Origin of the sequence: Halomonas sp. DP3Y7-2 (assembly GCF_019800795.1) — a bacterium.
GTDB classification, from domain to species: Bacteria; Pseudomonadota; Gammaproteobacteria; order Pseudomonadales; family Halomonadaceae; genus Halomonas; species Halomonas litopenaei_A.
In genome coordinates this window covers 213,014-236,951 of the sequence record NZ_JAHVKJ010000007.1, presented here as the reverse complement: position 1 = coordinate 236,951, position 23,938 = coordinate 213,014, and the positions used below count along the sequence as shown (strand labels likewise).

The 23,938-nt window shown below is 63.8% G+C and carries 22 protein-coding genes and 1 riboswitch; of the genes, 9 read left to right on the top strand and 13 right to left on the bottom strand.

Annotated features, from left to right (window positions below; all coding sequences use genetic code 11):
• The first annotated feature begins 15 nt into the window (after nt 1-15).
• Both KUV45_RS08030 and KUV45_RS08025 read left to right on the top strand, forming a co-directional pair.
• Entirely contained in the window at nt 16-1,014 is a 999-nt protein-coding gene (locus KUV45_RS08030; RefSeq protein WP_222162671.1) for an XdhC family protein, read from the top strand.
• 39 nt (nt 1,015-1,053) lie between these two features.
• On the top strand, nt 1,054-1,635 hold the full coding sequence (locus KUV45_RS08025) for an NTP transferase domain-containing protein (RefSeq protein ID WP_222162670.1): 582 nt from the start codon (nt 1,054-1,056) through the stop codon (nt 1,633-1,635).
• Nucleotides 1,636-1,655: 20 nt separating this feature from the next.
• Here the strand turns inward: KUV45_RS08025 and denD are convergent, their stop codons facing one another.
• The 5 genes from denD to ltnD all read right to left on the bottom strand — a co-directional run bounded on the left by denD (nt 1,656) and on the right by ltnD (nt 6,525).
• A complete protein-coding gene (denD, locus tag KUV45_RS08020) occupies nt 1,656-2,630 on the bottom strand; it encodes a D-erythronate dehydrogenase (protein ID WP_222162669.1) in 975 nt (324 codons plus the stop codon).
• Nucleotides 2,630-3,445: a 2-oxo-tetronate isomerase gene (gene otnI / locus KUV45_RS08015; RefSeq protein ID WP_222162668.1), complete on the bottom strand. Its 816-nt coding sequence runs from the start codon at nt 3,443-3,445 to the stop codon at nt 2,630-2,632. Before otnI ends, denD begins: the two co-directional genes overlap by 1 nt.
• Nucleotides 3,446-3,555: 110 nt before the next feature.
• Nucleotides 3,556-4,203: a 3-oxo-tetronate 4-phosphate decarboxylase gene (otnC, locus tag KUV45_RS08010; protein WP_206941471.1), complete on the bottom strand. Its 648-nt coding sequence runs from the start codon at nt 4,201-4,203 to the stop codon at nt 3,556-3,558.
• Nucleotides 4,200-5,492 (bottom strand): 3-oxo-tetronate kinase, encoded by a 1,293-nt coding sequence (gene otnK / locus KUV45_RS08005; protein WP_222162667.1) that lies wholly within the window; start codon nt 5,490-5,492, stop codon nt 4,200-4,202. Before otnK ends, otnC begins: the two co-directional genes overlap by 4 nt.
• Nucleotides 5,493-5,583: 91 nt before the next feature.
• Nucleotides 5,584-6,525, bottom strand: coding sequence for an L-threonate dehydrogenase (gene ltnD, locus KUV45_RS08000; RefSeq protein WP_222162666.1), 942 nt, complete (start codon nt 6,523-6,525; stop codon nt 5,584-5,586).
• Nucleotides 6,526-6,846: 321 nt separating this feature from the next.
• Here ltnD and KUV45_RS07995 point away from each other — a divergent pair, with 321 nt between their 5' ends.
• The gene (locus KUV45_RS07995; RefSeq protein WP_222162665.1) at nt 6,847-7,878 is read left to right on the top strand and encodes a LacI family DNA-binding transcriptional regulator; all 1,032 of its coding nucleotides are present in this window, start codon (nt 6,847-6,849) and stop codon (nt 7,876-7,878) included.
• 232 nt (nt 7,879-8,110) lie between these two features.
• A complete protein-coding gene (locus tag KUV45_RS07990) occupies nt 8,111-8,413 on the top strand; it encodes an ATP-binding cassette domain-containing protein (protein ID WP_222162664.1) in 303 nt (100 codons plus the stop codon).
• Between the two features lie 171 nt (nt 8,414-8,584).
• Here KUV45_RS07990 and KUV45_RS07985 read toward each other — a convergent pair whose 3' ends face one another.
• The 3 genes from KUV45_RS07985 to KUV45_RS07975 form a co-directional block, all read right to left on the bottom strand.
• The gene (locus tag KUV45_RS07985) at nt 8,585-9,592 is read right to left on the bottom strand and encodes a sugar-binding transcriptional regulator (RefSeq protein ID WP_222162663.1); all 1,008 of its coding nucleotides are present in this window, start codon (nt 9,590-9,592) and stop codon (nt 8,585-8,587) included.
• A 115-nt stretch (nt 9,593-9,707) separates the two neighbouring features.
• A complete protein-coding gene (locus KUV45_RS07980) occupies nt 9,708-11,426 on the bottom strand; it encodes a dihydroxyacetone kinase family protein (RefSeq protein WP_222162662.1) in 1,719 nt (572 codons plus the stop codon).
• Between the two features lie 81 nt (nt 11,427-11,507).
• Nucleotides 11,508-11,990: an RpiB/LacA/LacB family sugar-phosphate isomerase gene (locus KUV45_RS07975; protein WP_222162661.1), complete on the bottom strand. Its 483-nt coding sequence runs from the start codon at nt 11,988-11,990 to the stop codon at nt 11,508-11,510.
• A gap of 801 nt (nt 11,991-12,791) precedes the next feature.
• Nucleotides 12,792-12,990: riboswitch (FMN riboswitch) on the top strand.
• Nucleotides 12,991-13,069: 79 nt separating this feature from the next.
• Here KUV45_RS07975 and KUV45_RS07970 point away from each other — a divergent pair.
• Entirely contained in the window at nt 13,070-13,576 is a 507-nt protein-coding gene (locus KUV45_RS07970) for a 6,7-dimethyl-8-ribityllumazine synthase (RefSeq protein ID WP_222162660.1), read from the top strand.
• A gap of 159 nt (nt 13,577-13,735) precedes the next feature.
• Here the strand turns inward: KUV45_RS07970 and KUV45_RS07965 are convergent, their stop codons facing one another.
• The 3 genes from KUV45_RS07965 to KUV45_RS07955 form a co-directional block, all read right to left on the bottom strand.
• On the bottom strand, nt 13,736-15,298 hold the full coding sequence (locus tag KUV45_RS07965; RefSeq protein ID WP_222162659.1) for a glycerol-3-phosphate dehydrogenase: 1,563 nt from the start codon (nt 15,296-15,298) through the stop codon (nt 13,736-13,738).
• 36 nt (nt 15,299-15,334) lie between these two features.
• Nucleotides 15,335-16,999 (bottom strand): FGGY-family carbohydrate kinase, encoded by a 1,665-nt coding sequence (locus tag KUV45_RS07960; RefSeq protein ID WP_222162658.1) that lies wholly within the window; start codon nt 16,997-16,999, stop codon nt 15,335-15,337.
• 167 nt (nt 17,000-17,166) lie between these two features.
• On the bottom strand, nt 17,167-18,153 hold the full coding sequence (locus tag KUV45_RS07955; protein ID WP_222162657.1) for a sugar-binding transcriptional regulator: 987 nt from the start codon (nt 18,151-18,153) through the stop codon (nt 17,167-17,169).
• 247 nt (nt 18,154-18,400) lie between these two features.
• On the opposite strand from KUV45_RS07955, the gene KUV45_RS07950 reads away from it, so the two are divergent.
• Together KUV45_RS07950 and KUV45_RS07945 are read left to right on the top strand one after the other, a co-directional pair.
• On the top strand, nt 18,401-19,198 hold the full coding sequence (locus KUV45_RS07950; protein WP_222162656.1) for a hydroxypyruvate isomerase family protein: 798 nt from the start codon (nt 18,401-18,403) through the stop codon (nt 19,196-19,198).
• Nucleotides 19,199-19,240: 42 nt separating this feature from the next.
• The gene (locus KUV45_RS07945; protein WP_222162655.1) at nt 19,241-20,053 is read left to right on the top strand and encodes a triose-phosphate isomerase; all 813 of its coding nucleotides are present in this window, start codon (nt 19,241-19,243) and stop codon (nt 20,051-20,053) included.
• Here KUV45_RS07945 and KUV45_RS07940 read toward each other — a convergent pair.
• Together KUV45_RS07940 and zapE are read right to left on the bottom strand one after the other, a co-directional pair.
• Nucleotides 20,031-20,501, bottom strand: coding sequence for a GNAT family N-acetyltransferase (locus tag KUV45_RS07940; RefSeq protein WP_222237691.1), 471 nt, complete (start codon nt 20,499-20,501; stop codon nt 20,031-20,033). The genes KUV45_RS07945 and KUV45_RS07940 overlap by 23 nt on opposite strands.
• Nucleotides 20,502-20,613: 112 nt before the next feature.
• The gene (gene zapE / locus KUV45_RS07935) at nt 20,614-21,822 is read right to left on the bottom strand and encodes a cell division protein ZapE (protein WP_222162653.1); all 1,209 of its coding nucleotides are present in this window, start codon (nt 21,820-21,822) and stop codon (nt 20,614-20,616) included.
• 180 nt (nt 21,823-22,002) lie between these two features.
• Between zapE and KUV45_RS07930 the strand changes: the two genes are divergently transcribed.
• Nucleotides 22,003-22,431, top strand: a complete 429-nt coding sequence (locus KUV45_RS07930) for a DUF2946 domain-containing protein (protein ID WP_222162652.1) — start codon at nt 22,003-22,005, stop codon at nt 22,429-22,431.
• A 68-nt stretch (nt 22,432-22,499) separates the two neighbouring features.
• Nucleotides 22,500-23,858: a PepSY domain-containing protein gene (locus KUV45_RS07925; RefSeq protein ID WP_222162651.1), complete on the top strand. Its 1,359-nt coding sequence runs from the start codon at nt 22,500-22,502 to the stop codon at nt 23,856-23,858.
• Nucleotides 23,859-23,938: the final 80 nt, after the last annotated feature.

Below are 23,938 nucleotides of genomic sequence, written 5' to 3'. Positions count from 1 at the left end.
CAGGACACGCAACCCATGCAACATCTGGATCTAACGGTGGTGCGTCGTGCCCTTGAGTGGCTGCACGACGGACGCGAACTGTGGCTGGCCACGGTGCTGTCCACCTATGGCTCTTCCCCTCGTGAGCCCGGTGCCTGGCTGATTGCCACCCAGGACGGCGAGCATGTCGGCTCGCTATCTGGCGGCTGTGTCGAAGACGACTTTCTTGAACGCCTGAGTCGTGGTGAGTTCCACCAGCCGGTGACCCGCGTGCGCTACGGCGCAGGAGACGACGTCGACTATCCCGCACCGACATTACCCTGTGGAGGCGTGCTGGAGGTGTTGATCGAGCGCTTTGCGCCTGACGAGGCAGCCGTGACCCACTTCACTGCACTGGCAGCAGCACTGGAGGGCAAGGGTCCGCTGCGACGACGGGTCTCGTGGTCGACGGCAGAGCGGCAACTGCTCGATGACGATGGCATCGGCGACCGCGTGCAGCTGCAGGAGATCGAGCAGCAAGCCTTACTGCGAGTAGGCCCCAGCGCCCGCCTGGTGCTGGCAGGCGTCTCACCGGTTGCGGTGTTCTGCGCCCAGTTCGCCCTGGGTCTGGGCTTCGAGGTCATCGTCTGCGACCCGCGGGAGGGCAAGCTGGAAGAGCTTGTCGAGGCTCTGGGCGAATCCGCAGCACGCATCGACACCATCGCCCGGCTTCCCTCGCGCTTCATCGCCGAAGGCGGATGCCACGCGGCGACCGCCGTCGTAGCGCTGACCCACGACCCGCGCATCGATGACCTGGCGATGATGGAAGCCGTGCACTCCCAGGCGTTCTATATCGGCGTAATGGGATCGCGGCAGACCTCCAGCGCACGCGCAGCGAGGCTCGCCCGCAGCGGTGGTCTCAGCGAGGCCGACATCGCGCGGATCCATATGCCGATCGGTCTGCACCTGGGCAGCAAGACCCCTGCAGAAATCGCGCTGGCGGTGATGGCAGACGTGATCAGGGTACGTCGTGGCAAACCACGTGATGGGCTTTAAGCCGCTGTCACAGCCGATAAACCGGAGGAGCCTCAGACGATGACCACGCTGTGGTGCGTGATGGCTGCTGCAGGCAGCTCGCGCCGATTTGGCAGCGCCGACAAGCGCCTTGCCCGCCTGAGCGACAGCCGCACACTGCTGGCCGCAAGCCTGTCCGCCAGCGCCGCCCTGTCGGCCAGACGACTGCTGGTGATCGGTCCCCGTGACACCCTGGCTGGCTTGTCCGTCCCCGCGTCCCCCGGACTCGAAGTACTGACCCTGGCAAAGACCAGCCGCAGCCTGGGGGATAGCCTGGCCCAGGCGTTCAACTGGCTGGAACACCATGCATCAACGGCCGAGGCAGCGGCGGTGTGGCTCGCCGACATGGCCTGGGTGACACCGGCCAGCTGCCATCGTCTGACATCGCAATCCCGGCGGGATCGCCTGGTCAGGCCGACGTATCAGGGCCAGCCGGGACATCCAGTCATCATTGGCCGCGACTTCTGGGGCGAGATGGGAAGCCTGCATGGCCAGGAGGGGGCCAGATCCGTACTCGCACGCCACCCACAGGCGCGGGTGGACATTGCGGTGGACGACCCGGGCGTGGTGCGTGACCTGGACCGTCCGCAGGACCCTCGCTAGCGCCTTCGACCTGATCCGCGCTAGCGCGCCCTGGTGTGTTCCGCCATAAAGGCATCGACAATGGCGTCAAAGTCGCTATCGCCTACAAAGCCAAGGGCATCTGCCTTGGCCGTGCGGAAGCGACCCGGCCAGCTGGAGACGATGGCATTCACCCGCTCGTCCGGGCGAAAGCTCACCCGAGCCCGCGCTTCGGCGCCGCCCTTGCGTTCGAGGGCGTCCAGCATCTCGGCCACGCTGACGGTGATACCCGGCAGCATAAAGGCGCGGAAATCGCCCAGGGATTCAGCAGCCACCGCTGCCCCATGCACCAACGCCTCCACTACCTTGCCCGGCGACATCACAAAGAGCTCGAGCTCTGGGGACACGGGACACACGGCGTCTTCACCATTGAGAGGCTCACGTAGGATACTCGACGCGAAGCTCGACGCCGCCGCGTTGGGCCGCCCCGGGCGAATCACGATCGTCGGCAGACGCAGGACCAAGCCATCGACCAGGCCTCGGCGGCTGTAATCCTGGATCAACAGCTCGCACATCGCCTTCTGGGAACCATAGGAGCTTTGCGGCCGTAGCGCGGTCATGTCATCGAGCACGTCGGGCAGCTCGCCGCCATATACCGCCACGGAGCTTGCCATGATCACCCGGGTCTCGCTCATCCCGCGCTGATGGCAGCCTTCGAGCAGGCGACGGGTGGCATCAAAGTTGACCGCTTGACCGAGGGCAAGGTCCGCCTCGGCAGCGGAGCTGACAACCGCCGCCAGGTGATAGATCACCTGTGGGCGGCCTTCCAGCAAGGCATCCCAGGCACCGTCCTCGGTCAGGTCTCTGGCGGTCGTGGTGATCGCCACTGCCCCTTGCGCGGTCGGGTGGGGCGGCGTGCTCTGGTCGACCAGGGTCAAGCGGGTCAGTGGCTCGCCACGACACTGCCCGGCCGCCAGCAGCGCCTGGGTCAGGCGCTGGCCAAGAAAGCCTGCCGCACCAGTAATCAGAATATGCATCAGGGCGTCTCCTCAGCGTGTCCAGCGATGATCCCATAGGGGCGCGCCCAGCCTAGTCCTGCGACAGTGCCCTCTCTGGGGCGGTATTCGCAGCCGACCCAGCCGTCGTACCCTTGGGCGTCGAGGTGCTCGAGCAACGCGCCGATATTCAACTCACCCTGGTCAGGTTCGTGACGTTCCGGCACCCCGGCAATCTGCACATGCCCCACCTGAGCGAACTGCTGCTCCAGGGTACGCATCAGATCACCCTGCATGATCTGGCAGTGATAGAGGTCGAACTGCAGGCGCAGGTGCGGCGATCCTACGCGTCGAATCACCTCCCGCGCCAACGCCTGGTGCTGCAACAGGTAGCCCGGCATGTCGCGCCCATTGATGGGTTCGATCAGCAGCGTGCGCCCGTCCTGGCCACAGCGCTCAGCGGCGTGGCTCAGGTTATCGACGTAGGTCTTCAGGTAGGCGTCGCGGGTGGCGGGGTCGGCGTTGTCGGGCAACAGCCCGGCCATGGCGTGCACCCGCGGGCAGTCCAGCGCCTGCGCATATTCGAGAGCACGTTCCAGTCCGTCGCGAAACGCCTGCTCCCGACCCGGTAGGCCAGCCAAGCCGCGCTCGCCGGCCTCCCAGTCGCCTGGGGGCAGATTGAACAGCACCTGGGTGAGTCCCTGGTCATCCAGTCGAGCGCGCAGCTCGCTTGCTGGGAAGTCATAAGGAAACAGATACTCGACACCGCGAAAGCCGGCCTTGGCGGCGGCGGCAAAACGGTCGAGAAAATCGTGCTCCGTAAACATCATGCTGAGATTGGCGGCCAAGCGAATCATCGGGCGCTCCTGCTGCTGTCGTTGTCGTTATCGCTGTCATCGCCCCGGCACCCTGCAACTGGCACCTCACATCTGATCTGGCGCCCATAACGGGCACCGGGGCGGCAGACTCAGTCCCGCGGGAAGCGCGCCTCCAGCTCGGCGACCTGCTCCGGGGTCAGGCCTCGGGGATTCTGCCCGCGCAACAGCAAGAATAGCTTGGCGGTCTCCTCGAGCTCTTCGGTGGCGTACACCGCCGCCTCCAAGGACTTGCCGGCCACCACCGGCCCGTGGTTGGCCAGCAGTACCGCGCTATGCTTGCCCGCCAGTCCCCTGACAGCATCTCCCAGCGCCGGATCTCCCGGTACATGGTAGGGCACCAGCGGCAAGCGACCGACACGCATCACATAGTAGGCGGTCAGCGGTGGAATGCAGTCGCAGTGATCGACGTCCGGCAGGCAGGATACCGCCACCGAATGGGTCGAGTGCAGGTGCACGATGGCCTCGGACTGGGGCCGCTCGGCGTACATCGCCATGTGCAGAAAGCTTTCCTTGGTCGGCTTGTCGCCGCCGAGCCACTCGCCGCTTGCTGACAGCGTCGAAATGGTCGCTGGGTCCAGGCGTCCAAGACAGGCGTTGGTCGGCGTCATCAGCCAGCCCCCATCGTCCAGGCGCACGCTGATGTTGCCACTGGAGCCCATGGTCAGCCCGCGGTCGAACAGTGACTTGCCGTAGGTGGCGATCTGTTCACGCAGGCGGTTGACGTCGCGAGTGCTCATCGGGTCGCCTCCTCGAGCACGGCAAAGCCGCGGGTAAAGATATCGATACCCCCAAAGTTGCCCGACTTCAGCGCCAGCGACAGCGTTCCTGCTGCCACACTGGCCTGGGTCCAGGGCACGCCAGCATCGATCTGTGGGCCAATTCGCAGCCGATCCAGCGACAGCGCCGACACCACCGCGCCGGAGGTCTCGCCCCCCGCGACCAGCAGACGGCCAACGCCTTCCGCCACCAGGGTGGTCGCCAGTGAGGCCAGGGCCCGCTCGACCAGTTCACCGGCCCGGGCCACCCCTAGCTGCTGCTGAGCCGCCTTGACGCGATCAGGCGCCGCGGAGGCATACACCAGCACGGGCTCGTCGGGGGACTCCGCATGCTGTCGGCGCACAAAGTCGAGCGCCTCGGCGATGGGCTGGTCACCCTGCGCCAGGGACAGTGGGTCCAGGGCAAATCCTGGGCGATGCTCGAGAAAGTGCTCGACCTGAGCGAGGGTTGCCCGCGAACAGCTACCCGACAGCACCAGTGACCGCCCCTGGGCCGGCGCCAGTCGCGCCGCATCCTCAACCGGTGCCAACCAGCCCTTGCGCCGATACTCTGCCGGCAACGCCTGACCAAGGCCGGACCCACCGGTCACCAGGGGCAGCTCTACGGTCGCTGCGGCCAGCACGTCCAGATCATCGTCATCCAGCGTATCGCAGATGACGTGGCGCACTCCGCTGGCATCGAGCTCACCCAGGCGACGGCGGCATGCCTCGGCGCCAGCGCGAATGACCGCGTGGGAAACGAGCCCTACCGGATGCGAGGTCTGGGCCCCCAAGACCCTGACCAGGTCGGCATCGGTCATGGGATTGAGCGGATGATCCTGCATCCCGCTGTCGTTGAGCAGGCGATCTCCGACGAACAGATGTCCTTGGTAGACGGTGCGCCCCGTGGTGGGAAAGGCCGGAACCATCACCGTCTGCCGCCCGCCAAGACGCTCTAGCAGGGCATCGGCGACAGGCCCGATATTGCCCTCGGCGGTGGAGTCGAAGGTCGAGCAGTACTTGAAGAAGACTTGCCGCACGCCCTGCCCGCGCAGCCAGTCCAGTGCCGCCAGGCTGTCCTTGAGGGCCTCATCGAGTGCACAGCTGCGTGACTTGAGCGCCACGACAACGGCGTCGACGCCCTCGGGCAGGGGCTTGCCGGTGGGGTCCCCCAGTATCTGGACGGTGCGCATGCCCGAGCGCACCAGGTTATTGGCCAGATCGGTGGCTCCCGTGAAATCGTCGGCAATAGCGCCGAGTACCAGGCTCATGCGAGATCCTCTTTAAAACCATCAAAGTGACAAACGCGAGGGGCAGAGACAGCGGGAACAAGCGCGCTGCTCACAACGACGGAACCGACCGTCACTGCGCCGACTCGTCATTGGCGGCAGGCAGCGCCACGCCCCCCGTTGCAGCATAGACCTTGACCACCGCTGAATCGTCCTCGCGCCCCAGTCCCATGCCGCTGGCAGCGGTAAACTGCTGCAGCGCGCTGGAGGCCACAGGCATCGCCAGACGCAGCTCACGGCCGGTGTCGTGCACGATGTTCAGGTCCTTGACGAAGATGTCGACCGCCGACAGCGGCCGGTAATCCCCGTCGAGGATGTGGGGCACGCGATTTTCGAACATCCAGGAATTGCCCGCCGACTGGGTGATCACCCGGTAAAGCGCGCGACCATCGATGCCCATCCTGAGCCCCAACGCCATGGCCTCGGCGGCGGCGGCGATATGCACGCCGGCCAGGTGCTGGTTGACCAGTTTCACGCTTGAGCCCGGGCCGGGAACATCGCCCAGGTGATGCACGGTAGCGGCCATCGCATCGAGTACCGGTGCAGCCTTGGCGAAGGCCTGGGGCGTCCCGGATGCCATCACCGACAGCTCCCCCGTGGCCGCCTTGGCCGCACCACCGCTGATCGGCGCATCCAGCATCAAAAGCCCCGCCTGATCCAGCCGCTGACCCAGTGTCTCGGCCACGCTGGGCGCTACCGTCGCGCACTGAATCACCAGACTCCCCGCGGCTAGCTGGGTCGCCAGCCCGTCGTCTTTGCCATCGCCAAACAGCACCGACATCACTTGATCGGCATTGACCACGACCAGCAGTATCACGTCGCAACGCGCGGCCAGCGCGGAGGCTTCCGCCACACATTGGCCCCCTTCGTCCTCGAAGGTCTTGCGCGACGCGGCAGACACATCACAGCCGACGACCTCGAGACCTGCGCGCTTGAGGCTTCTGGCGATGCCCATCCCCATGGCACCGAGTCCGACCACACCGCACACAGGCAATCCTGAAGACGCGTCGCTCATGTTGCACTCCCGAGAAGTTGTCGTGGCGAATGACGTTGAAGTTTAAATGTTAGCGCTAACATTTTTAGTCGAGAGCCCTCTCAAGCACAAGTGTCAGACGCATCACATCGACCATGGTCTAATCCCAGTGCCGGCGTCTTAACCGCCATCCTCAACAGCCTTCAGGGGCAGGCCGACCTTCCCGAACCGCACAGCCATGCCCGGCCCTCTCGGCGCGAGGAACAGCACTCAGGTCCTCAAGACGACCGGTTCGGCATAAAATAGGCATAGGTGGCCATAAGACTGGCATAGCCATAAGCAGCGCCCAACAGGGAGAGCATGATGAGTGAGCCACAAGGCGGCGACCGGCGACGGCGCAAGGGACTTGATAACCCCACCCTGGACGACGTCGCGCGGGAAGCGGGGGTATCGGCCATCACCGTCTCCCGCGCCATCCACCGTCCCGACAGCGTGCGCGAGGCCACCCGCGAGAAAGTGGAAGCGGCTATCGCCAAGGTCGGCTACGTCCCCAATATGGTCGCCGGCACCCTGGCGTCGGCCAGCTCACGATTTATTCCTGTCATCGTGCCTTCGCTGTCCAACGTGGTGTTCGTCGAAGTCATCCAGGGACTTCAGACCGTCTTCGACCAGCACGGATATCAGATGCTGCTGGGCAATACCGACTACAGCATGGAGCGCGAAGAGGAGCTGATCCGCACCTTCCTCGGCTGGTCTCCCACCGCCCTGGTGACCACGGGCCTGCGTCACCGGGAGGGCTTGAGTGAGCTGCTCAAACGCTTCCCCCGCCCGCTGGTGGAGATCATGGAACTGGGCCAGGCAGTGGACATGAACGTGGGCATGGACCATCAACGGGCCGGCGCCACCATGGCCGACCACTTGCTGGCCCAGGGCTACCGCCACATCGTGTTTGCCGGCACTCGACTCGCGCATAACTATCGCGCCGCCCAGCGCTACGAAGGCCATCGCTCACGCCTGGTCAGCGAAGGCCTGGATGCCCCCTTGATGGAATGGCAGCAGGACAGCCACTACGACCTCGGCGGTGCAGCGCTGGACGAAATACGCCGCCAATACCCGCAGGTCGAGGCCATCCACTTCATCGATGACGTAATGGCATCCGGTGCCTTGCTGGAAGCACAGCGCCAGGGCCTGCGCGTGCCCGACGACATCGCCATCGCAGGTTTTACCGGACTGCCCTTCGCACGTGCCCTGATTCCCCGCCTGACGACCATTGTTTCCCCCCGCGAAGCCATCGGACGCCTGGCCGCCCATCAGATCATCGATCGCCTGGAGGGTCGCCAGCCAGAGGCCTGCATCGACGTCGGCTTTACGCTGCAACAAGGCGAAAGTACATGAATAAATGAGAGATATACGTTCATATAAACCACCAAAAGGGCTCACCTGCTAACAAACCCCGCCACCCTCAATAACGCCCTCTCCGAAGACTCGCACCAAATCCCTTTTGACATAAAGCGAATAGAAGAAACATAGACCCATGCCTAGGCACCAGAACAAGCAAGCGCTTTGACTAACTCCGTCATACCGACCAAACATAAGATAGGCTAAAGATCATTTGAACGGCGTCGGTATGCCCACCTCTCTCCTTCTTGACGCCACTGGTATTGCCAAGTCCTTTTCTGGCGTGCCCGCCTTGCACGATGGCCGCCTGAGCTTGCGCGCAGGCAGCGTACATGCCCTGTGCGGCGGCGATGGTGCCGGCAAGTCGACGCTACTCCACGTGCTGATGGGCGTCCTGCCGGGGGACGCAGGGACACTGCGAATCGACGGCCGAGAGACCTTCTTCCGCTCACCCCATGACGCCCTGCAGGCCGGCATCGTCATGATCAGTGGCGACAACCTGGTGATCGACGATGGCTATACGGTGCAGTAGAGGCCAACACGCCACTACCAGCTTGCCAGAGTCCGCAGTCGCACTTGTGCAGGCCACTTTTTAGACGACATCTTATGGCAAGACATCTTCTGGAAAGACCTCTTATGACAAGGCCACCTGTGGCAAGACCTACAATAGCAAGGTGGCAACTCGCGCTAAAAAAGCCGGCACCTACTCCCCCGCCAGCGCCTCGCTGGCCGAGATATCTTCGGTGCGCGTGGCTTCATCAAGGCGAATGATGGTGTGGGCGTTGGTGGCGCTGGTCGCCAGGGTGTCGATGACGCCGGTTCGCAGGGCACCAAGGATACCCACCGCCTTGGTATGTTCGCTGGCAATCGCGATGACGTCAGGGATCCGGGTCAGATCCTGGATGTTGAGACCGACCACACGACCTTGCATCGGCGTTACCGACGGGCGTCCATGAATGTCGATAAAGTCATACCCCATCATGTCGCCGACGGTGCCAGATAGGCGCGCCTCGGCGATTTCCTGCGGTGTGAACCAGCCCATGCGCACCATGTTGCTGTTCTCGCTGACGTCGCCGACACCGATCAGGGCGGTGTCAGCGCGGCGAGCGCGGTCCAGGGTCTGGCGCACCGTAGGGTTGTCGTAGAGGGCATCACGCAGGGTCGTATTCTGCACCAGAGCGGGCGCATACAGCGTCTCGCTTTCGCCGCCAAACTTGCTGGCCAGACGACGGCAGATATGATCCGGGTTCATGTACTCGCCAGCCCTCAGCGAGCCACCAATGGCACACACAAACGAGACATTGAGCTCCCCCTCACCGAACACGTTGTCGGCCACGGCGCCCACGTTGCGCCCCATGCCGACCGCGACGATATGGCCGTCGGCCAGGGTCCGTGAAAGATGATCGGCGACCAGACTGGCCACCGATGAGCGCTGCACGTCGGGGTCAGCGTGATCCAGCGCCACCAGCGCTCGCTTGATGCCGAAACGTCGCTTGAGCTCCTGTTCGATCTCTACACTCACTGCAGGATGTTGACGCACACGCACATCGACGATGCCTTCAGACTGCGCACGCTTCAACAGACGCCCCACCCGCACGCGAGATAGACCAAGCCGGTTGGCGATGACCTCCTGGGTCTCTCCTTGCACATAGTAGAGGGTCGATATCTCGGTCATCAGCTCGATATCGGCGGCGTCCTGGCGATCGATCATCGCGCGTATCCCTGGTTGTCCATGGTGCCCCGCCCCCGGGGCGAGGGCAGGAGCACACTTTAGCATATCGCCGAAGCCCCCGGTCATATCGACGCGGCATGGGGCGAGGACCACACTATGGACAGCGACGCAGCAGCGGCGCGATCGCGGTAATGATCAGTGACAGCGATACCGCGCCAGGGTCTGGCGTCCCCAGACTCTTCTCTGCCAACGGACGCGCCCGCCCCACCTTTGGCAGCAACTCAGCGGTGGCATCGGCGGACTGCCGCGCCACTGCCGCCGCCTGATCCCAGGCCTCACTGACGCCCAGCGTCGATGCCTCGTACAGCGCGCTGGCGAAAGGCACCAATACATCCACTAGTGTCTTGTCCCCAGGCCTGGCCTTGCCGAACTGCATGACGTTTTCGCTCGCCGCCGAGACACCAGTGGCGAGACGCTCAGCACTCAACGGAGCATGATCACCGAGGGCATCGCCCAACGAGGTCAAGATCACCCCCCAGATCGCACCCGAGGTACCGCCACCGCGATCAGCCCAGGCGTCAGCAGCTATCCTCAACACGGTCTGCGCACCGGCACCCTGCTCATGCGCACCGCGCGCCGCCTCAAGCCCGGCAAGACTGCCACGCCGCATACCGATACCGTGATCACCGTCACCGGCCACGGCGTCGATACGCCCCAGCTCGTCGCCATTGTCATCCACCGTCTTGACCAGCACCGCCAGGGCCTCGACCACCCGCTTCGCCAGCTGGCGCGAGGCGTCGCTGGCCGGAGGAACCTCGCGCGCCTGGATCGGCACCACCTCAGCGGCATCACGCGCCTTGGCGGGCACCAAACTGCCCTTGCGATAGGCCGCACAGTTGGCTGGCGCCCGCCACAGACGCTCCATCTCGTCATCCAGCCAGAACAGCGTCAACGACACCCCCGCCATATCGAGACTGGTGACCAGCTCACCCACATCCGGCTCGACGATGACCACGCCGGCCTGACGCAACAGCTCATCGACGCGCCGATAGACCACGAACAGCTCTTCATACTTGATCGTGCCCAGGCCATTGAGAATCACCGCCGCTCGCCCACCGCCAGCGCTGATGCCCTCGGGCAGCTCAGACAGCACCCGCTCGACCAGGGTCTCGGCCAGGCCGTCGGCACTGGGCACATCCCTCTCGCTGATACCCGGCTCACCATGGATACCAAGCCCCAGCGCCATGCGCCCCTGAGGCACATGAAAGAGGGCGTCCTCGGCGCCTGGCAAGGTGCAACCATCGAAGGCCACCCCAAACGACCGGGTACGCCGATTGGCCTCTTGCGCCACCCTAACCACCTCTACGAGATCGGCTCCGGCCTCCGCCGCCGCCGAGGCCGCCTTGAATACCGTCAGGTCGCCGGCGATACCACGGCGCTTGTCGATCTCGGTCAGGGAAGCACTGGAGATGTCGTCAGTGACCAGCACGATCTCGCAGGGAATTCCTTCCTGAATGAGTCGCTCTCGCGCCTGGCCAAAGTGCAGCACATCACCGGCGTAGTTGCCGAAGGTCAGCAGGACGCCGCCACCGTTATCGGCCGCCTTGGCCACGCTGTATACCTGCTGAGCGGAGGGTGAGGCAAACAGGTTGCCCATGGCCGCGCCGTGGGCCAACCCCTGGCCGACCAAGCCGGCGAAGGCCGGGTAGTGGCCACTGCCACCCCCGATCACCACCGCCACACTGCCGGGTGCACTGCGGGTCGACCGCACCACACCGCCGGGCACCGCCATAAGGATCTCTGCGTGTGCCGCTACCAGACCCAGGCGGGCCTGCTCGGAAAAGTCACTGGGTTCGTTGTAGAGACGTGTCATACGTGTGTCCTGACGCCATGTTGGGACCTTGCAGGGCGACACCTTCTGACGATCCGCGCCGCCACAAAGACCAATTCCAGCTCATCTCTCCACTGCACCGCCGTGAGTCGCTTCATAGGCGGCAATACGCTCCACCTTCTGCGCCGATGCACCGCCAGGAAAGCTCTTGGACAGAAACGTCGACACGATATCCTTGGCCAGCTCCGGCCCCACCACCCGCGCCCCGATGGTCACGATATGGGCATCATTGCTGGTTCTCGCCTTGCCTGCCGAATAGGTGTCGTGGGCCTGGGCGGCGCGAATACCCGGCACCTTGTTGGCCGAAATCGCCACGCCGATACCGGTACCGCACACCAGCACCCCGCGATCAAATCGCCCTGCCTTGATGGCCTCCGCCACCTCGATCGCCACGTCCGGGTAGAGGATCGGCTCGGCATTGAAGGTGCCGAAATCCTCAACCTGATGCCCCAGCTCCCTGATATGGGCAATCAGCACCTCCTTGAGCTCGTACGCCGCCTCATCACCGCCGACCGCCACCCTGAGAGATGAGCCTGAATTCACCATGAGCGTTCTCCGATAGTCGATAGCGCGCCCGACACCCGACGCCGAGCCGTGTTTTCACCCTATCACCGACCGACCATTTGTAAAGATATCGATCAAAAGATCATCCTTATCTTACCTTTTATCGTTTCACATCTGTGATTCAAGATCTCAGCAACTCCCTGGATACTTAGGGACTCTGTCCGACAAAAGGCATAAAAGGCCGGCAAATGCCCCTTTGGTCGCATATCCAGATCAGGCGCCATTGCGCATAGCCTGTGATATCAGACCGAACATTAGTTCATCATGTGTTCAAGAATTTTCTACGCGCTCGCTATGACGCTCCGCCGCGGGGCCGAGGCTCCACGCTGGCCAAAAAGCCAGGCGTGGAACGTTAGGGAAACGCTGAATACATGTTTCGAGCGATGACAGGTCGGTAGCTGTCGGAGCGGAAAGACCGGAGTTTACATGCGGTTAAATGAGGATCTTGAGCACCGCCAGCAGCCGAGATGTCGAGCGCAGTCATTTATGCAGTGTTTCCTTAGAGGCGCATGCCTCATCACTGTGGACACTGGCCGTCGCGAGGGCGGATGAGTAGAATATGCTGCCCCGCAGCACATGCGGTGGGGACGGTGCTCGCACCGTCATTAAACGGGGGTCATCGTTCCCTTCAGGGCGATAACCCAACAAAGGAAAACACGGCCTGCACGGACACATCGCTGCGTTGCGTGGCTCCACTGCCTCACCTGTACTGCATAGGCTCTGGGTGGTGCGTGGGGAGCGCCCTACGCTGCATTGTGTACGGCTGGCTTATCCAGCGTTTTCCAAGGTTCTCAGGGCGGGGTGAAAGTCCCCACCGGCGGTGATGGCCATGGTCTTTCAGGAAGGATGGGAGACCCCAGGCACAAGCCCGCGAGCGCCCTTTCGATGACCGATGGACACCCATCATGGTCCGCGAAAGGGGTCAGCAGATACGGTGAGATTCCGTAGCCGACGGTGATAGTCCGGATGAAAGAGAACGGCAGCCAGTGACCGTAACGCCCCATGGCGTCACTCGGCGCGGGCGCCTACTTGCCCTGATTCTGGTGTTTCAGGAGATAACCATGAATCAGTCCCACTCCCCCTCCAGCGCTAGCCACATGGCGAGCCAGGAAGTCCCACGCATCGCCTTTATCCAAGCGAGCTGGCACAGCGATATCGTCGCCCAGGCCCGCGAGGCGTTTGTGTCCACCCTGGCCGACGAACACGGTATTGCGGCGTCCCAGGTCGATGTTTTCAGCGTGGCCGGCGCTTACGAGATCCCGCTTCAAGCCAAGATGCTGGCGAAAAGCGGTCGCTATAGCGCCATCATCGGCGCAGGATTTGTCGTCGACGGCGGCATCTATCGCCATGATTTTGTCGCCCAGGCGGTCATCGACGGCATGATGAAGGTACAGCTTGATACTGAGGTGCCGGTATTGTCGGTGGTGCTGACCCCCCACCACTTCCACGAGCACGCGGTGCACACCGCCTTCTACCACGAGCACTTCATCACCAAGGGTCGCGAGGCCGCCCACGCCTGCGCCATGACCCTGGACAACCAGCGGCAGCTACGCTCACTGTTCACTTGACCAGGTGATAGGGACACGATCACCTGAAGGGGAGCCTGCTGGCTCCCCTTTATTTGTCTAGCCGAGCCCTACTTCTCTCATCGAGCCTCAGGTGCCTGGCCACCCAACGTTCGCCCCCACCGCAGCCCATAAAAAACCAGATCCGCATCCCATCGCGGCTCAGGCCTGAACCACGCTCGGAGATGCCGAAGAGGTACCAAGGCGAATCAGCTCCCCCGCGATCCAGCGCTCGACCGCATTGATCTCTTCCTGATTCATCACCAGGTAGAGCTTGGTGCGGCGCTCGAGAATATCGGACCCACGGCGCGCCCACTCATGCTGGACCAGATAGCGCGCCTCGCGCTCATAGAGATCCGCGCCCAGATGTTCGCCAAGGTCCACGTAGCTGGCAGCGTCGCCAAGCACACGATAGGCCAAGGTGCCGTAAAGCCGAGCGTAGCGGTTGAGGGTGGCGGCCTCGAGCCAGGGATAGTCCCGTGCAAGGGTATCGATAAAGGCCGCGACGTCGGCGCCGGGGATATCACCCCCTGGCAGGGGGACGTGTTCGTTCCAGCGCTTGCCCATCTCAGGGAAGTACGGCGCCAGCTTGTCGAGGCCGTGTTCGGCCAGCTTGCGGTAGGTGGTGATCTTGCCACCAAAGACCGACAGCAAGGGCACCTTGCCATCCATGTCGTCGGTGTCAAAGACGTAGTCCCGGGTCACCGCCGAGGGATTCTCCTGGGCATCATCGAACAGCGGGCGAATACCGGAAAAACTCGTCAGGATATCGTCCTGGGTATAAGGCGTCTTGAAGTAGCGATTGACCACGCCCAGCAGGTAGTCGATCTCACCCTGGTCGATGGCGACCTGGTCAGGGTCACCTTCGTAGACGATGTCGGTGGTTCCGACCAACAGCTTGTCGCCCTCGTAAGGGTTGACGAAGATGACTCGCTTGTCGTCATTCTGCAGCAGGTAGGAATTGGCGGTGGCGTAGCGCTTGGGTAGCACGATATGGCTACCTTTTACCAACTTGACCCTGTCCTCTCCCCCTTGAGTGAAGGAGCCCTTGAGCACCTTGTCGACCCAGGGGCCGGCGGCGTTGATCACCGCCTTCGCCTGCAGTCGCATCAGCTCGCCGGTGTCACTGTCGGTCAATTCCACCTCCCAGCGATCCTCAAGCCGTACCGCCCGGGTACAGCCCATCCGGGTGTAGATCCTGGCGCCCCGAGCCTCAGCATCCTGGACATTGAGCACCACCAGACGTGCGTCGTCGACCCAGCAATCGGCATACTCGAAGCCCTTGGCGAAGTCGTCCTTGATGGCCGCCCCCTCTGGGTCGCGATTCATACGGATACTGCGACTGCCGGGCAACAGATCGTCCTTGCCACCAAGATGGTCGTACAGAAAAAGTCCGCAGCGCACCAACCACGCAGGTCGCTGATCAGGACTATGGGGCAGCACGAAGCGCATCGGCCAGATGATGTGCGGCGCCTTCTTCAGCAGTACGCTTCGCTCGCGCAGCGCCTCGCGGACCAGTCGAAACTCATAATACTCGAGATAGCGCAGCCCCCCGTGCACCAGCTTGCCGCTGCGCGACGAGGTGCCCTGGGCCAGGTCATCCTTTTCACACAGCGCCACGGAAAGCCCACGTCCAGCGGCGTCCTGGGCAAAGCCCGCGCCATTGATGCCCCCGCCGATCACCAGCAGGTCGAAGAATGGCAAGCTGTCTGTTGCGGTTGTCATGAACGTCTCCTCGGGTACGGGCCCCGTGATGCTGAATCAGGTGTCGGCGCGAACGCGCTCGAAATGGCGCCAGAAGCCATCGGCACTGGCGTAGGAGCGGCGATAGACGCCATAGAGCCGCTCATAGAGGTTGTGCAGATCCGGGTCGGGCATCACCCGGTCTTCGGCGAGGAAGGGCGTCACCCAGGTCGCGCAGGCATCGGCCAGGTCACGGTGGCGGCCCAGACACAGGCTGGCGACCATGGCCGCGCCGGCGGCACCGGTTTCACCGCGACTCAGGGTGCGCACCGGCACCCCCATCACCGATGCCAGGATGGTGCACAGAGTGCGACTCTGGGCGGCGCCACCGGTCAAGCGCAGTTCTTCCGGGTGGGCCTCAAGGGCGTGGTAGCAATCCCGGGCGGCAAAGGCGACGCCCTCATAGATGGCTCGAGCCATGTGCAAGTGCGTGCATTCAGCGCTGAGGCCGAGAAACTGGGCCCGGGCCCGCGGGTTGAAGAAAGGGCCTCGCTCGCCATTGGTGCAGATGAAAGGGTGGTAGATCAGTCGTCCTGGTTCGGTGGCCGCAAGCGCCTTGTCAAGGCGGGGCAACAGTCCATCGGTGGACATGGGCGCCTCGCCCAGGGCCGTGAGCATCTCGTTCATGCCCTTGATGAACCATTCCAGGTTGAGGGTGGCCGCCATGTTCGAACACAGCTGGACCCAGGTGTCGGGGGCAACGCAGGGCATGGTGTAGCAGGACTGGTTGCTCAATACGATATCGCGAGCGTCTTCACGCACGCACAGATGGGCGCCGGTGGTACCGATGATCGAGCAAGCCACCCGCCTGCCCGGCTCATAGACGCCAGCGCCCAGCGCGGTTGCCAGCATGTCCACCGGCGCCAGCACCACCGGCACCCCGGGACACAGACCCAGCGCTTGCGCGAGCTGCCCGTCGAGCGGCGCATGGTGTCGACTGCCGTCAACGATCGGCGGCAGCTTGTCACGCATCTCGGATAAGCCATAGGCCGCCAGCACTGCCTCACTGTAGTGGCCGCCCTTGACGTCACCGTAGGTCCACAGCGCCTCGGCGGGGTCTGTCGCCCTCTGGCCAGTCAGACAATAGTAGAGCCAGTCCTTGCAGTGAAAGACCGTCGCCGCGCGCTCGAGCTGTTCCGGGTGGTGGTCCTTGAGCCAGCGCAGCTGGCCGCTCTGGATCGACTGATTGAGTCCGGTACCGGTGAGTCGATAGCTATCGGGGCCCGCGCGGGAAGCCCGCCAGTGGGAGACGATGTCGCTGGAGCGGTTGTCCAGCCACAGCATGGCGTCCCCCACCGGACGACCGGCGTCATCGATCAACCAGGTGCCATCCCCCTGGCCCGTCACGGCGATGGCGCCCAGGCGATCTGCCAGTTCAGGGTGTTGCCTGAACAGCTCATCCAGGGTGGTGCGCGCCGCCCGCCAGGTGTCGTCAAGCCCCTGCTCGACCGCCCCTCCCGGACGGTGGTGCACCTGGTTGGCGCACTGCGTCTTGGCCAGCTCACGTCCATCGCCAGCAAAGGCAACCGCCTTGATCACCGACGTGCCCGCATCCAGCCCCACGATGACATCGCGGCGCTCGCTGCGAAGGGCGTTGTGGGAGGGGGCGTTGTGGGAACGGGGGTTATGGGAGGGAGTGTTGCCGGGGGAAGCATGGTGAGAGGGAGCATTGTTATTGTGCATGGACCACCTCTTGTAGGCGTGCCGCCATTCTTATGGGTGTACCGCCGCTCTCAAGGCTGTAGCACCACGGTTCATGGATGTAGCGCCACTTTTGATGGATGCGGCATAACTCTTGATGGAGGTCGCGACAAAGGGACGGTCACATAGCGCGGTCTTGATGGCGACGGCTAGGTCTCCCCGCCGTCCTGGCGCAGGCCTGCCACCAGTTGCCGGGCGACCTCTTCGTCAGTGATCAGCCCCTTGAGCAGACCGCTGGCCAGCACGGCCCGGGTCGCCTCGATCTTCTGCGCTCCCCCTGCCACCGCCACGATGCGATGCCCACGCAGCTGCGCCAATGACAGGCCGAGGGTGCGCCGATTGATCTCGCTATCGAGCTCTCGTCCATCGCGGCTCAAGAATCGCCCGAGAATTTCCGCGCTGGCGCCGTCCTTGCGCAGACTGGCGGCGTCTTCGGCATTGATCTCGCCCAGCTCCATCAGCAGCGAATGGCCCTGGTCCGGCACCGCGCCGATCCCCACCATGGTCAGGTCGGCCTGTGCGGCGATGGCCATCACATCCTGGACACTGCGCTGGCTCATCAGCACATCGCGATGGTCCACGGTGTCGGCGAACAGCGGCACCGGCAGCAGGTAACCCTCCCCCCCGGTCTTGTCCACCAGTCGATGGATGACGTCATAGGGATTCAGCGCCATCTTGTGCACCACGCTGCCGAGCACCGGCACCATGCGCACACCACGACAGTCCAGCGTCGGCAGGCAGTTCACCATTTCCGACAGGCTGCGCCCCCAACCGAGTCCCAGCGTGCTGACCTGCTTCGCCTCCAGGCGAGCCTTGAGGTAGTGGGCGGCGGCCCGGCCCAAATTGACCTCGGGACGAATGGCATCATGCTCCGGCGACGGCACCACGATGCAGTCCTCAAGTCCGGCGAGCCGCTTGAGCTCGTCCTCCAGCTGCAATAGCGCCGCCGGTGACCCTTCGATAAACACCTGGACGGCGCCCATGTCGTGGGCCAACGCCACCAGGCGATGCACCTTCATGCGCGACACCTGCAGGCGCTCGGCAATCTGCGCCTGGGTGTAACCCCCCACGTAGGACAGCCAGGCGGCACGCAGAGCGAGATCGGCTTCGGTGTGACTGGCAGGTGGCGTCTTCACGGTATCGGCTCTCTTCATCGGGTCATCAGTGGGGGGGGTGAGCGGGGGTACTGCCACCGCCACGCCGGACGCGGCAAGTGACGTCTCGAGATAGCAAAACGTCGTCTTTGAAATTTTTTTCGGTGGCTGTTAAATATCACGTTAGCGAAACGTTAGTGAATCCACAGCCGACCGTCAACGCCCGACCAAGGTCGTAGAAGGCCTCCCTCCACCATGCTTCGCCACACCACAACTCCAAGAGCCTGCCATGCTGAAGTTCGCGACCAACCTCACCTTCATGTTCACCGAAAAGCCCTTTCTCGAGCGCTTCTCGCTGGCCCGTGCGGCGGGATTCCGACGGGTGGAATTTCATCATCCCTACCCGTTCTGCGAACGCCTCGACGATATTCGCTACGCGGCCAGGGAGGCCGGCGTCGAGATACTTCACTGCAACCTTCCGGGGGGCGACTGGGACTCGGGAGAGCGAGGCATCGCCGTGTGGCCAGAACGCAGGAATGAGTTTGCTGACGGCGTAACAACCACTCTGGAGATCGCCAGAGTACTGGGCATACACCAGTTGAACTGCCCGCTTGGCTATCCACGAGACGATCAGGCCACCGACGAAGCCCAACGTACGCTGATCGACAACCTGCGCTATGCGGCCGACACCTGCGCGGCCCAGGGCGTGCGACTTCTGGTAGAACCGCTCAACCCGATCACCCACCCTGGCTATCCCCTGGTCACCACGCGGGACGGTGTGGCGCTGCTCGGAGCAGTGAATCACCCCAACCTCAAGCTGCAGTACGACATCTATCAGATGCAGCGCTCCGAAGGAGAGCTGATCGAGACGCTACGTCGACACCGCGAACATATTGGTTTCGTGCAACTGGCCGACAACCCGGGGCGAGGTGAACCGGGCACCGGTGAGATCCACTACCCGTTCCTGTTTCGCGAGCTCGAGAAGATGGCATTCGACAAGGTCATCTCGCTGGAATACACCCCCAGCACGACGACTCAGCAGTCGCTTGGCTGGCTCAAGGACTACGGTTTGAGCCTGGATGCCTGAGCCTGTGATAGAGACAAAGACAACGCCAACGAGGACAGCCCCATGACGACCCCTTTCTGGATCGGGACCAGTTGGAAGATGAACAAGACCCTGGGCGAAGCGGCCCGCTACGCCCAGGAGGTGGCAGGCACCGAGGTATTCCATGACCCGCGGTTGCAGGGTTTCGTCGTACCACCCTTTACTGCCTTGGCCCAAGTCTGCAGAGACTTGACGAGTAGCCCGCTGAAGGTCGGTGCCCAGAACATGCACTGGGCCGAGTCTGGCGCCTATACCGGTGAGATTTCACCGCTGATGGTGGCCGATACCGGTGCCGACCTGGTAGAGCTGGGACACAGCGAGCGCAGGGAACATTTCGGCGAGAACGACAGCGACCTCAACCGCAAGGTCCACGCCGCCCTGGCCCATGGCCTGACTCCGCTTTTGTGCGTCGGAGAGACGGCTCGGGAAAAAGCGCTGGGTAGCGCCTCCGAGACCGTCATCCGCCAATGCAAGATGGCCCTGGCCGGCGTCACCGGCCCAGACCTTGATCGCGTGCTGATCGCCTACGAACCGGTCTGGGCCATCGGTGAGGGCGGCGTTGCGGCCAGCGCCGATGACGCCGCCTGGATGCACCGCCAGATCCGCGCTGCCCTGCCCGCCAACTCCCGCGGAGAACCTCTGACCGTGCTCTACGGTGGCAGTGTCAATCCAGTTAACTGCGAGGCGCTGGCCGCACGGGAGGAGATCGGCGGGCTGTTCATTGGTCGCAGTGCCTGGCGCGCCGAAGGCCTGGTCCAGATTGCCGAGAAGGCGCTACGCTCCCGCTTCGGCGAAGCCGGACCCGACAGACCGTCTAGCCCAGGTCGCGGCGCATGATGGTCACGCGCTCCCCCAGGTAGTCGACATCCTCGACGGCTTCCCATCCGCCCCGCCGATACAGCGACTGCTGGTCGGGTGTGTAGAGGTGCAGCCGTGCGATGCCGTGCTCACGGGCTTCCTGTTCGACGCGTCGAACCAGGGCCGAGGCGATGCCCTGACCACGCTGCTCTGGCGGCACGAACACCGATGCGAGCCAGGGGCCCAGCTCCCGCCGAATACTCATGTCATCCGGCGACAGGCTGGCGGTGCCCAGTGGCTGGCCGCCCGCCATCGCCACGAATACCGAGGGGACCCCGTCGGGGCCGCACAGCTCGGCGGTGGCTTCGCGCCAGCTCTGCAGAGTGGCGTCCTGATGCTGGTGCCCCCAAGCGCCGAAGGTCCAGCCAGCGACCTGATCGAGATGTGGCGAGTCGGCCCGCAGCCGCTCGATGACGTAATGGCTCACCTGCTCACTCCCTGTGTGTCGTGTCCCTGGCCCGCCCTGGGGGCCGGGTCCTGTGACGAAAAACATGATGCGTGCCGCCCTGGGGATTCACTCAGCCCCGGCGCCTCGCCCACTATCGATGCGCGAAGCGCTCAAGCTGCATTTCCCCAAGCCGGCTTAGCGTACGCTGAAACGCAAAGGACAGGTAACCGTGGGAGTACAGTGATGGCATCGGCACGGCTGCCTCAATGACCAGCGGCACACGTCGGTCATAGCACTCGTCCACCAGCGCAATGAAGCGCCGCACGCTGTCGTCCTTGATGCTCAAGGGTGGCAGCTCATGCTCGCCTGCCGATACCTGCTCGCTGGCATCTTCGGTGCCGCGAGCCAGGGCACGTGGCCGGGTAGACGGGGAACCCGCGGATGGCGCTTGCTCAGGCTCTTGCTCGGTAGCCAGACAGGGCACGGCGCCCAGCAGCAGTACATCGAAGCGGTCGCATAGTTCGATAAAGTCCAGTGCCGATAGTGGCGCCTCACACAGCTGTGCGAAATCCCCATACAACACCCGCTGGGCGGCCCCACGAAGGCACAGCGCTCGTCCGCGCAGCTCCAGCGAGCAGGAACGTGCGTGCTCGCCGGAAAGTGCCACAAACTGCTGCGGCAACACGCTGCTTTCTCCCGGCTGACGTACAAAATAGCGTTGATGGGGCGCCCCAGGGTGGTGGCGATGGTCCTGACCTCCATCGAGCTCCAGCACCTCGAGATGCGCCTCCATGGTCGCGATGGCTGGCAGCAGTCGCTCCCGATTGAAACCGCCGGGGTAGAGCCCCGACGGCGGCTGATTGGACGTTGCCACCATCACCAGACGCCGCGCCAACAGGCGCTCGATCACCCCTCCCAATAGAATCGCATCCGCAATGTCGTCGACGTATACCTCATCGAGGCACAGCACCCGCACCTGTGCCGCCAGTTCATCGGCCAGCAGTGTCAACGGGTCTGGCTGGCCCCTCAGTTGAAACTGGCGCTGGTGCACCCAGCGCATGAAGTGATGAAAATGCCAGCGTCTGGCAGGCACCGGACAGCGCTCGACAAACCGATCCATCAGCCAAGTCTTGCCGCGGCCCACCGGCCCCCACAGATAGCAGCCCCGTGCAGGTTGTTCGTCCCGCAACGCCTTGAGCAGTTGATCGAGGGAGGCGATCGCCCGAGTCTGAGCGGCATCGGCAACGATCTGACCGGTATCGACCCATCTCGCGTAGTCTTCAGCCAGTGGCGATACGCCTTCTGCATCAGACGAAGCCCCCGCCAGCGCCTTCTGGCAGGAGGGTGCGACCCTCTCCATGTCCTGTCCTCCCTTGCCGTGGACCTGACGCCACGTGGTGGCTTCAGCCGGGTATTGGCTATCTCGATTCCTGCCGCGTACCGCTACTCCCAAAGGGCGAAGGTTGCCGATGGGAATGCAAGCCCAGCTGGACTATAGTGGCGCGTCACTGTTCCCGCGTCGATCTTCAGGCTAGCGACCATGTCATCCACACCTCACAGGCTCCGATTATCGCCACGCTTCCAGCGTCGGATCTGCCTGTTGGCCGTGGCCGCCATGCTGATGCTGTTCGTCGGCCCCTTGGCCAGTCAGCTGCAGCGACTGCTGGAGCCTCCCGCGGCCTCTTTGCACCATCACCACCATGCCCATGGTGGCGCACTGACGTCGGACGAAACCGCGGTCCAGACCGAGAGCACATCACTGGATGCGGGCCATCACCATCTCGCCGCTTGCGGTTATTGCGTGCTGTTCGCTCAGGTGCCAGCGCTGTCGATGATAGCGGTGACGGCACTCGCCGGCGCCGCCCCCCGCGCCCCACCTGGCCCGTCAACGGTCAGGGTATTCCTGCCGCTGCTACAGCGATACACACTACCGACACCGCGCGCCCCTCCCGGTCGTTCCGTCCGCTGAACGAGGCATCGCCCTCTCCTGGCCATGGCTGCCTGTCACGGCCTCCACCGGATTTCACGAGAACGACCATGACAACGCGAACCACCCATGCTGGACCGGCGCTCAAGACGCTGGTCATTCGGCTGCACTTCTATATCGGCCTGCTGGTCGGCCCCTTCATCTTCTTTGCGGCGCTGACGGGCACGCTTTATGCGCTCACTCCGGCCCTGGAGCAGGTGCTCTACAAGGAAGCACTGACCACCTCATCGTCCTCTGGCACACCTACCCTGCTGTCCCGCCAGGTTGCCGCGGCTCAGGACTATCTGGGGGTCGATACGACTCCCAGTGCGGTTCGCCCCGCACCGGAGCCGGGTACCACGACGCGGGTGATGTTTGCCGACCCGCTGCTCGGTGCCAGTGAACACCGCGCTATCTTTATCGACCCGCATAGTCTCGAGGTGCGTGGCGACATGACGGTCTACGGCACCAGCGGTGTCCTGCCCCTGCGCCGGATCATCGATCAGATCCACCGTAGCCTGATGCAGGGAGATCCTGGCCGCCTGTACAGCGAACTGGCCGCCTCTTGGATGTGGCTGGCCGCCCTCGCTGGCCTCGCCATCTGGGCGCTGACCCCATCGCCCAAGGTGGATCCAGGCAAACAGTCCGCGACCGCCCGCCGCTTGCGCACCCGTCGTCGCCATAGCGTGCTGGGCCTGTTTCTGCTGATCGGCCTGCTGGCACTGTCGGCGACCGGCATGACCTGGTCGAAGCACGCCGGTGACAACTTCTTCACGGTCCTCAAGGCGGCCGGTTGGGGCACCCCAAGGGTGTCACAGTCCTTGGACGGGCACGCGTTACACCAAGCCGACGCCCACGCGGATCATGGCATGGCACAGGCCGGCGCTGCCGAGCGCTTGGCAGACTTCGACATCGTCGAAGCCACCGCCAGAGAGGCAGGGCTGGACGCCGGCAAGATCGAACTGCTGGTGCCGGGCCCGAATCAGGCCTGGAAGGTGCGGGAGATTGATCGCAGCTGGCCTTCACAGGTCGATGAGGTGGCGGTGCATCCGTCACGCTTCACGGTGCTGGATCAGGTCAGCTTCAGTGACTACCCGCTCGCCGCCAAGCTGACCCGCTGGGGCATTGACGGCCATATGGGCATCCTTTTCGGGCTGCCGAACCAGCTGCTGCTGGCGGCCCTGGGCATCGGCATCATGACCATGGTGGCCTGGGGATACGCCATGTGGTGGCGGCGTCCCTCGGCCAGCAACGGCCAGACCTTGTGGCCGGCGCTGCTGGCGCTGCCCCTGCCCGCCATGGCCCTGGTGATCGTCACCGGCATGCTGCTCGGTCTGGCGCTGCCCGTCATGGGAGCGAGTCTGGTGCTGTTTCTCGCCGTAGACGCCGTGCGCTCACTGCGCTTCGCCCGACAACGCGCCAACGCCTGAAGCAAGCACAAGGGCGGCCCGCGGGTCGCCCTTTTTCATGGTTTACCATGCCACCACTCAGGCAAGCGCTGGATACGCCA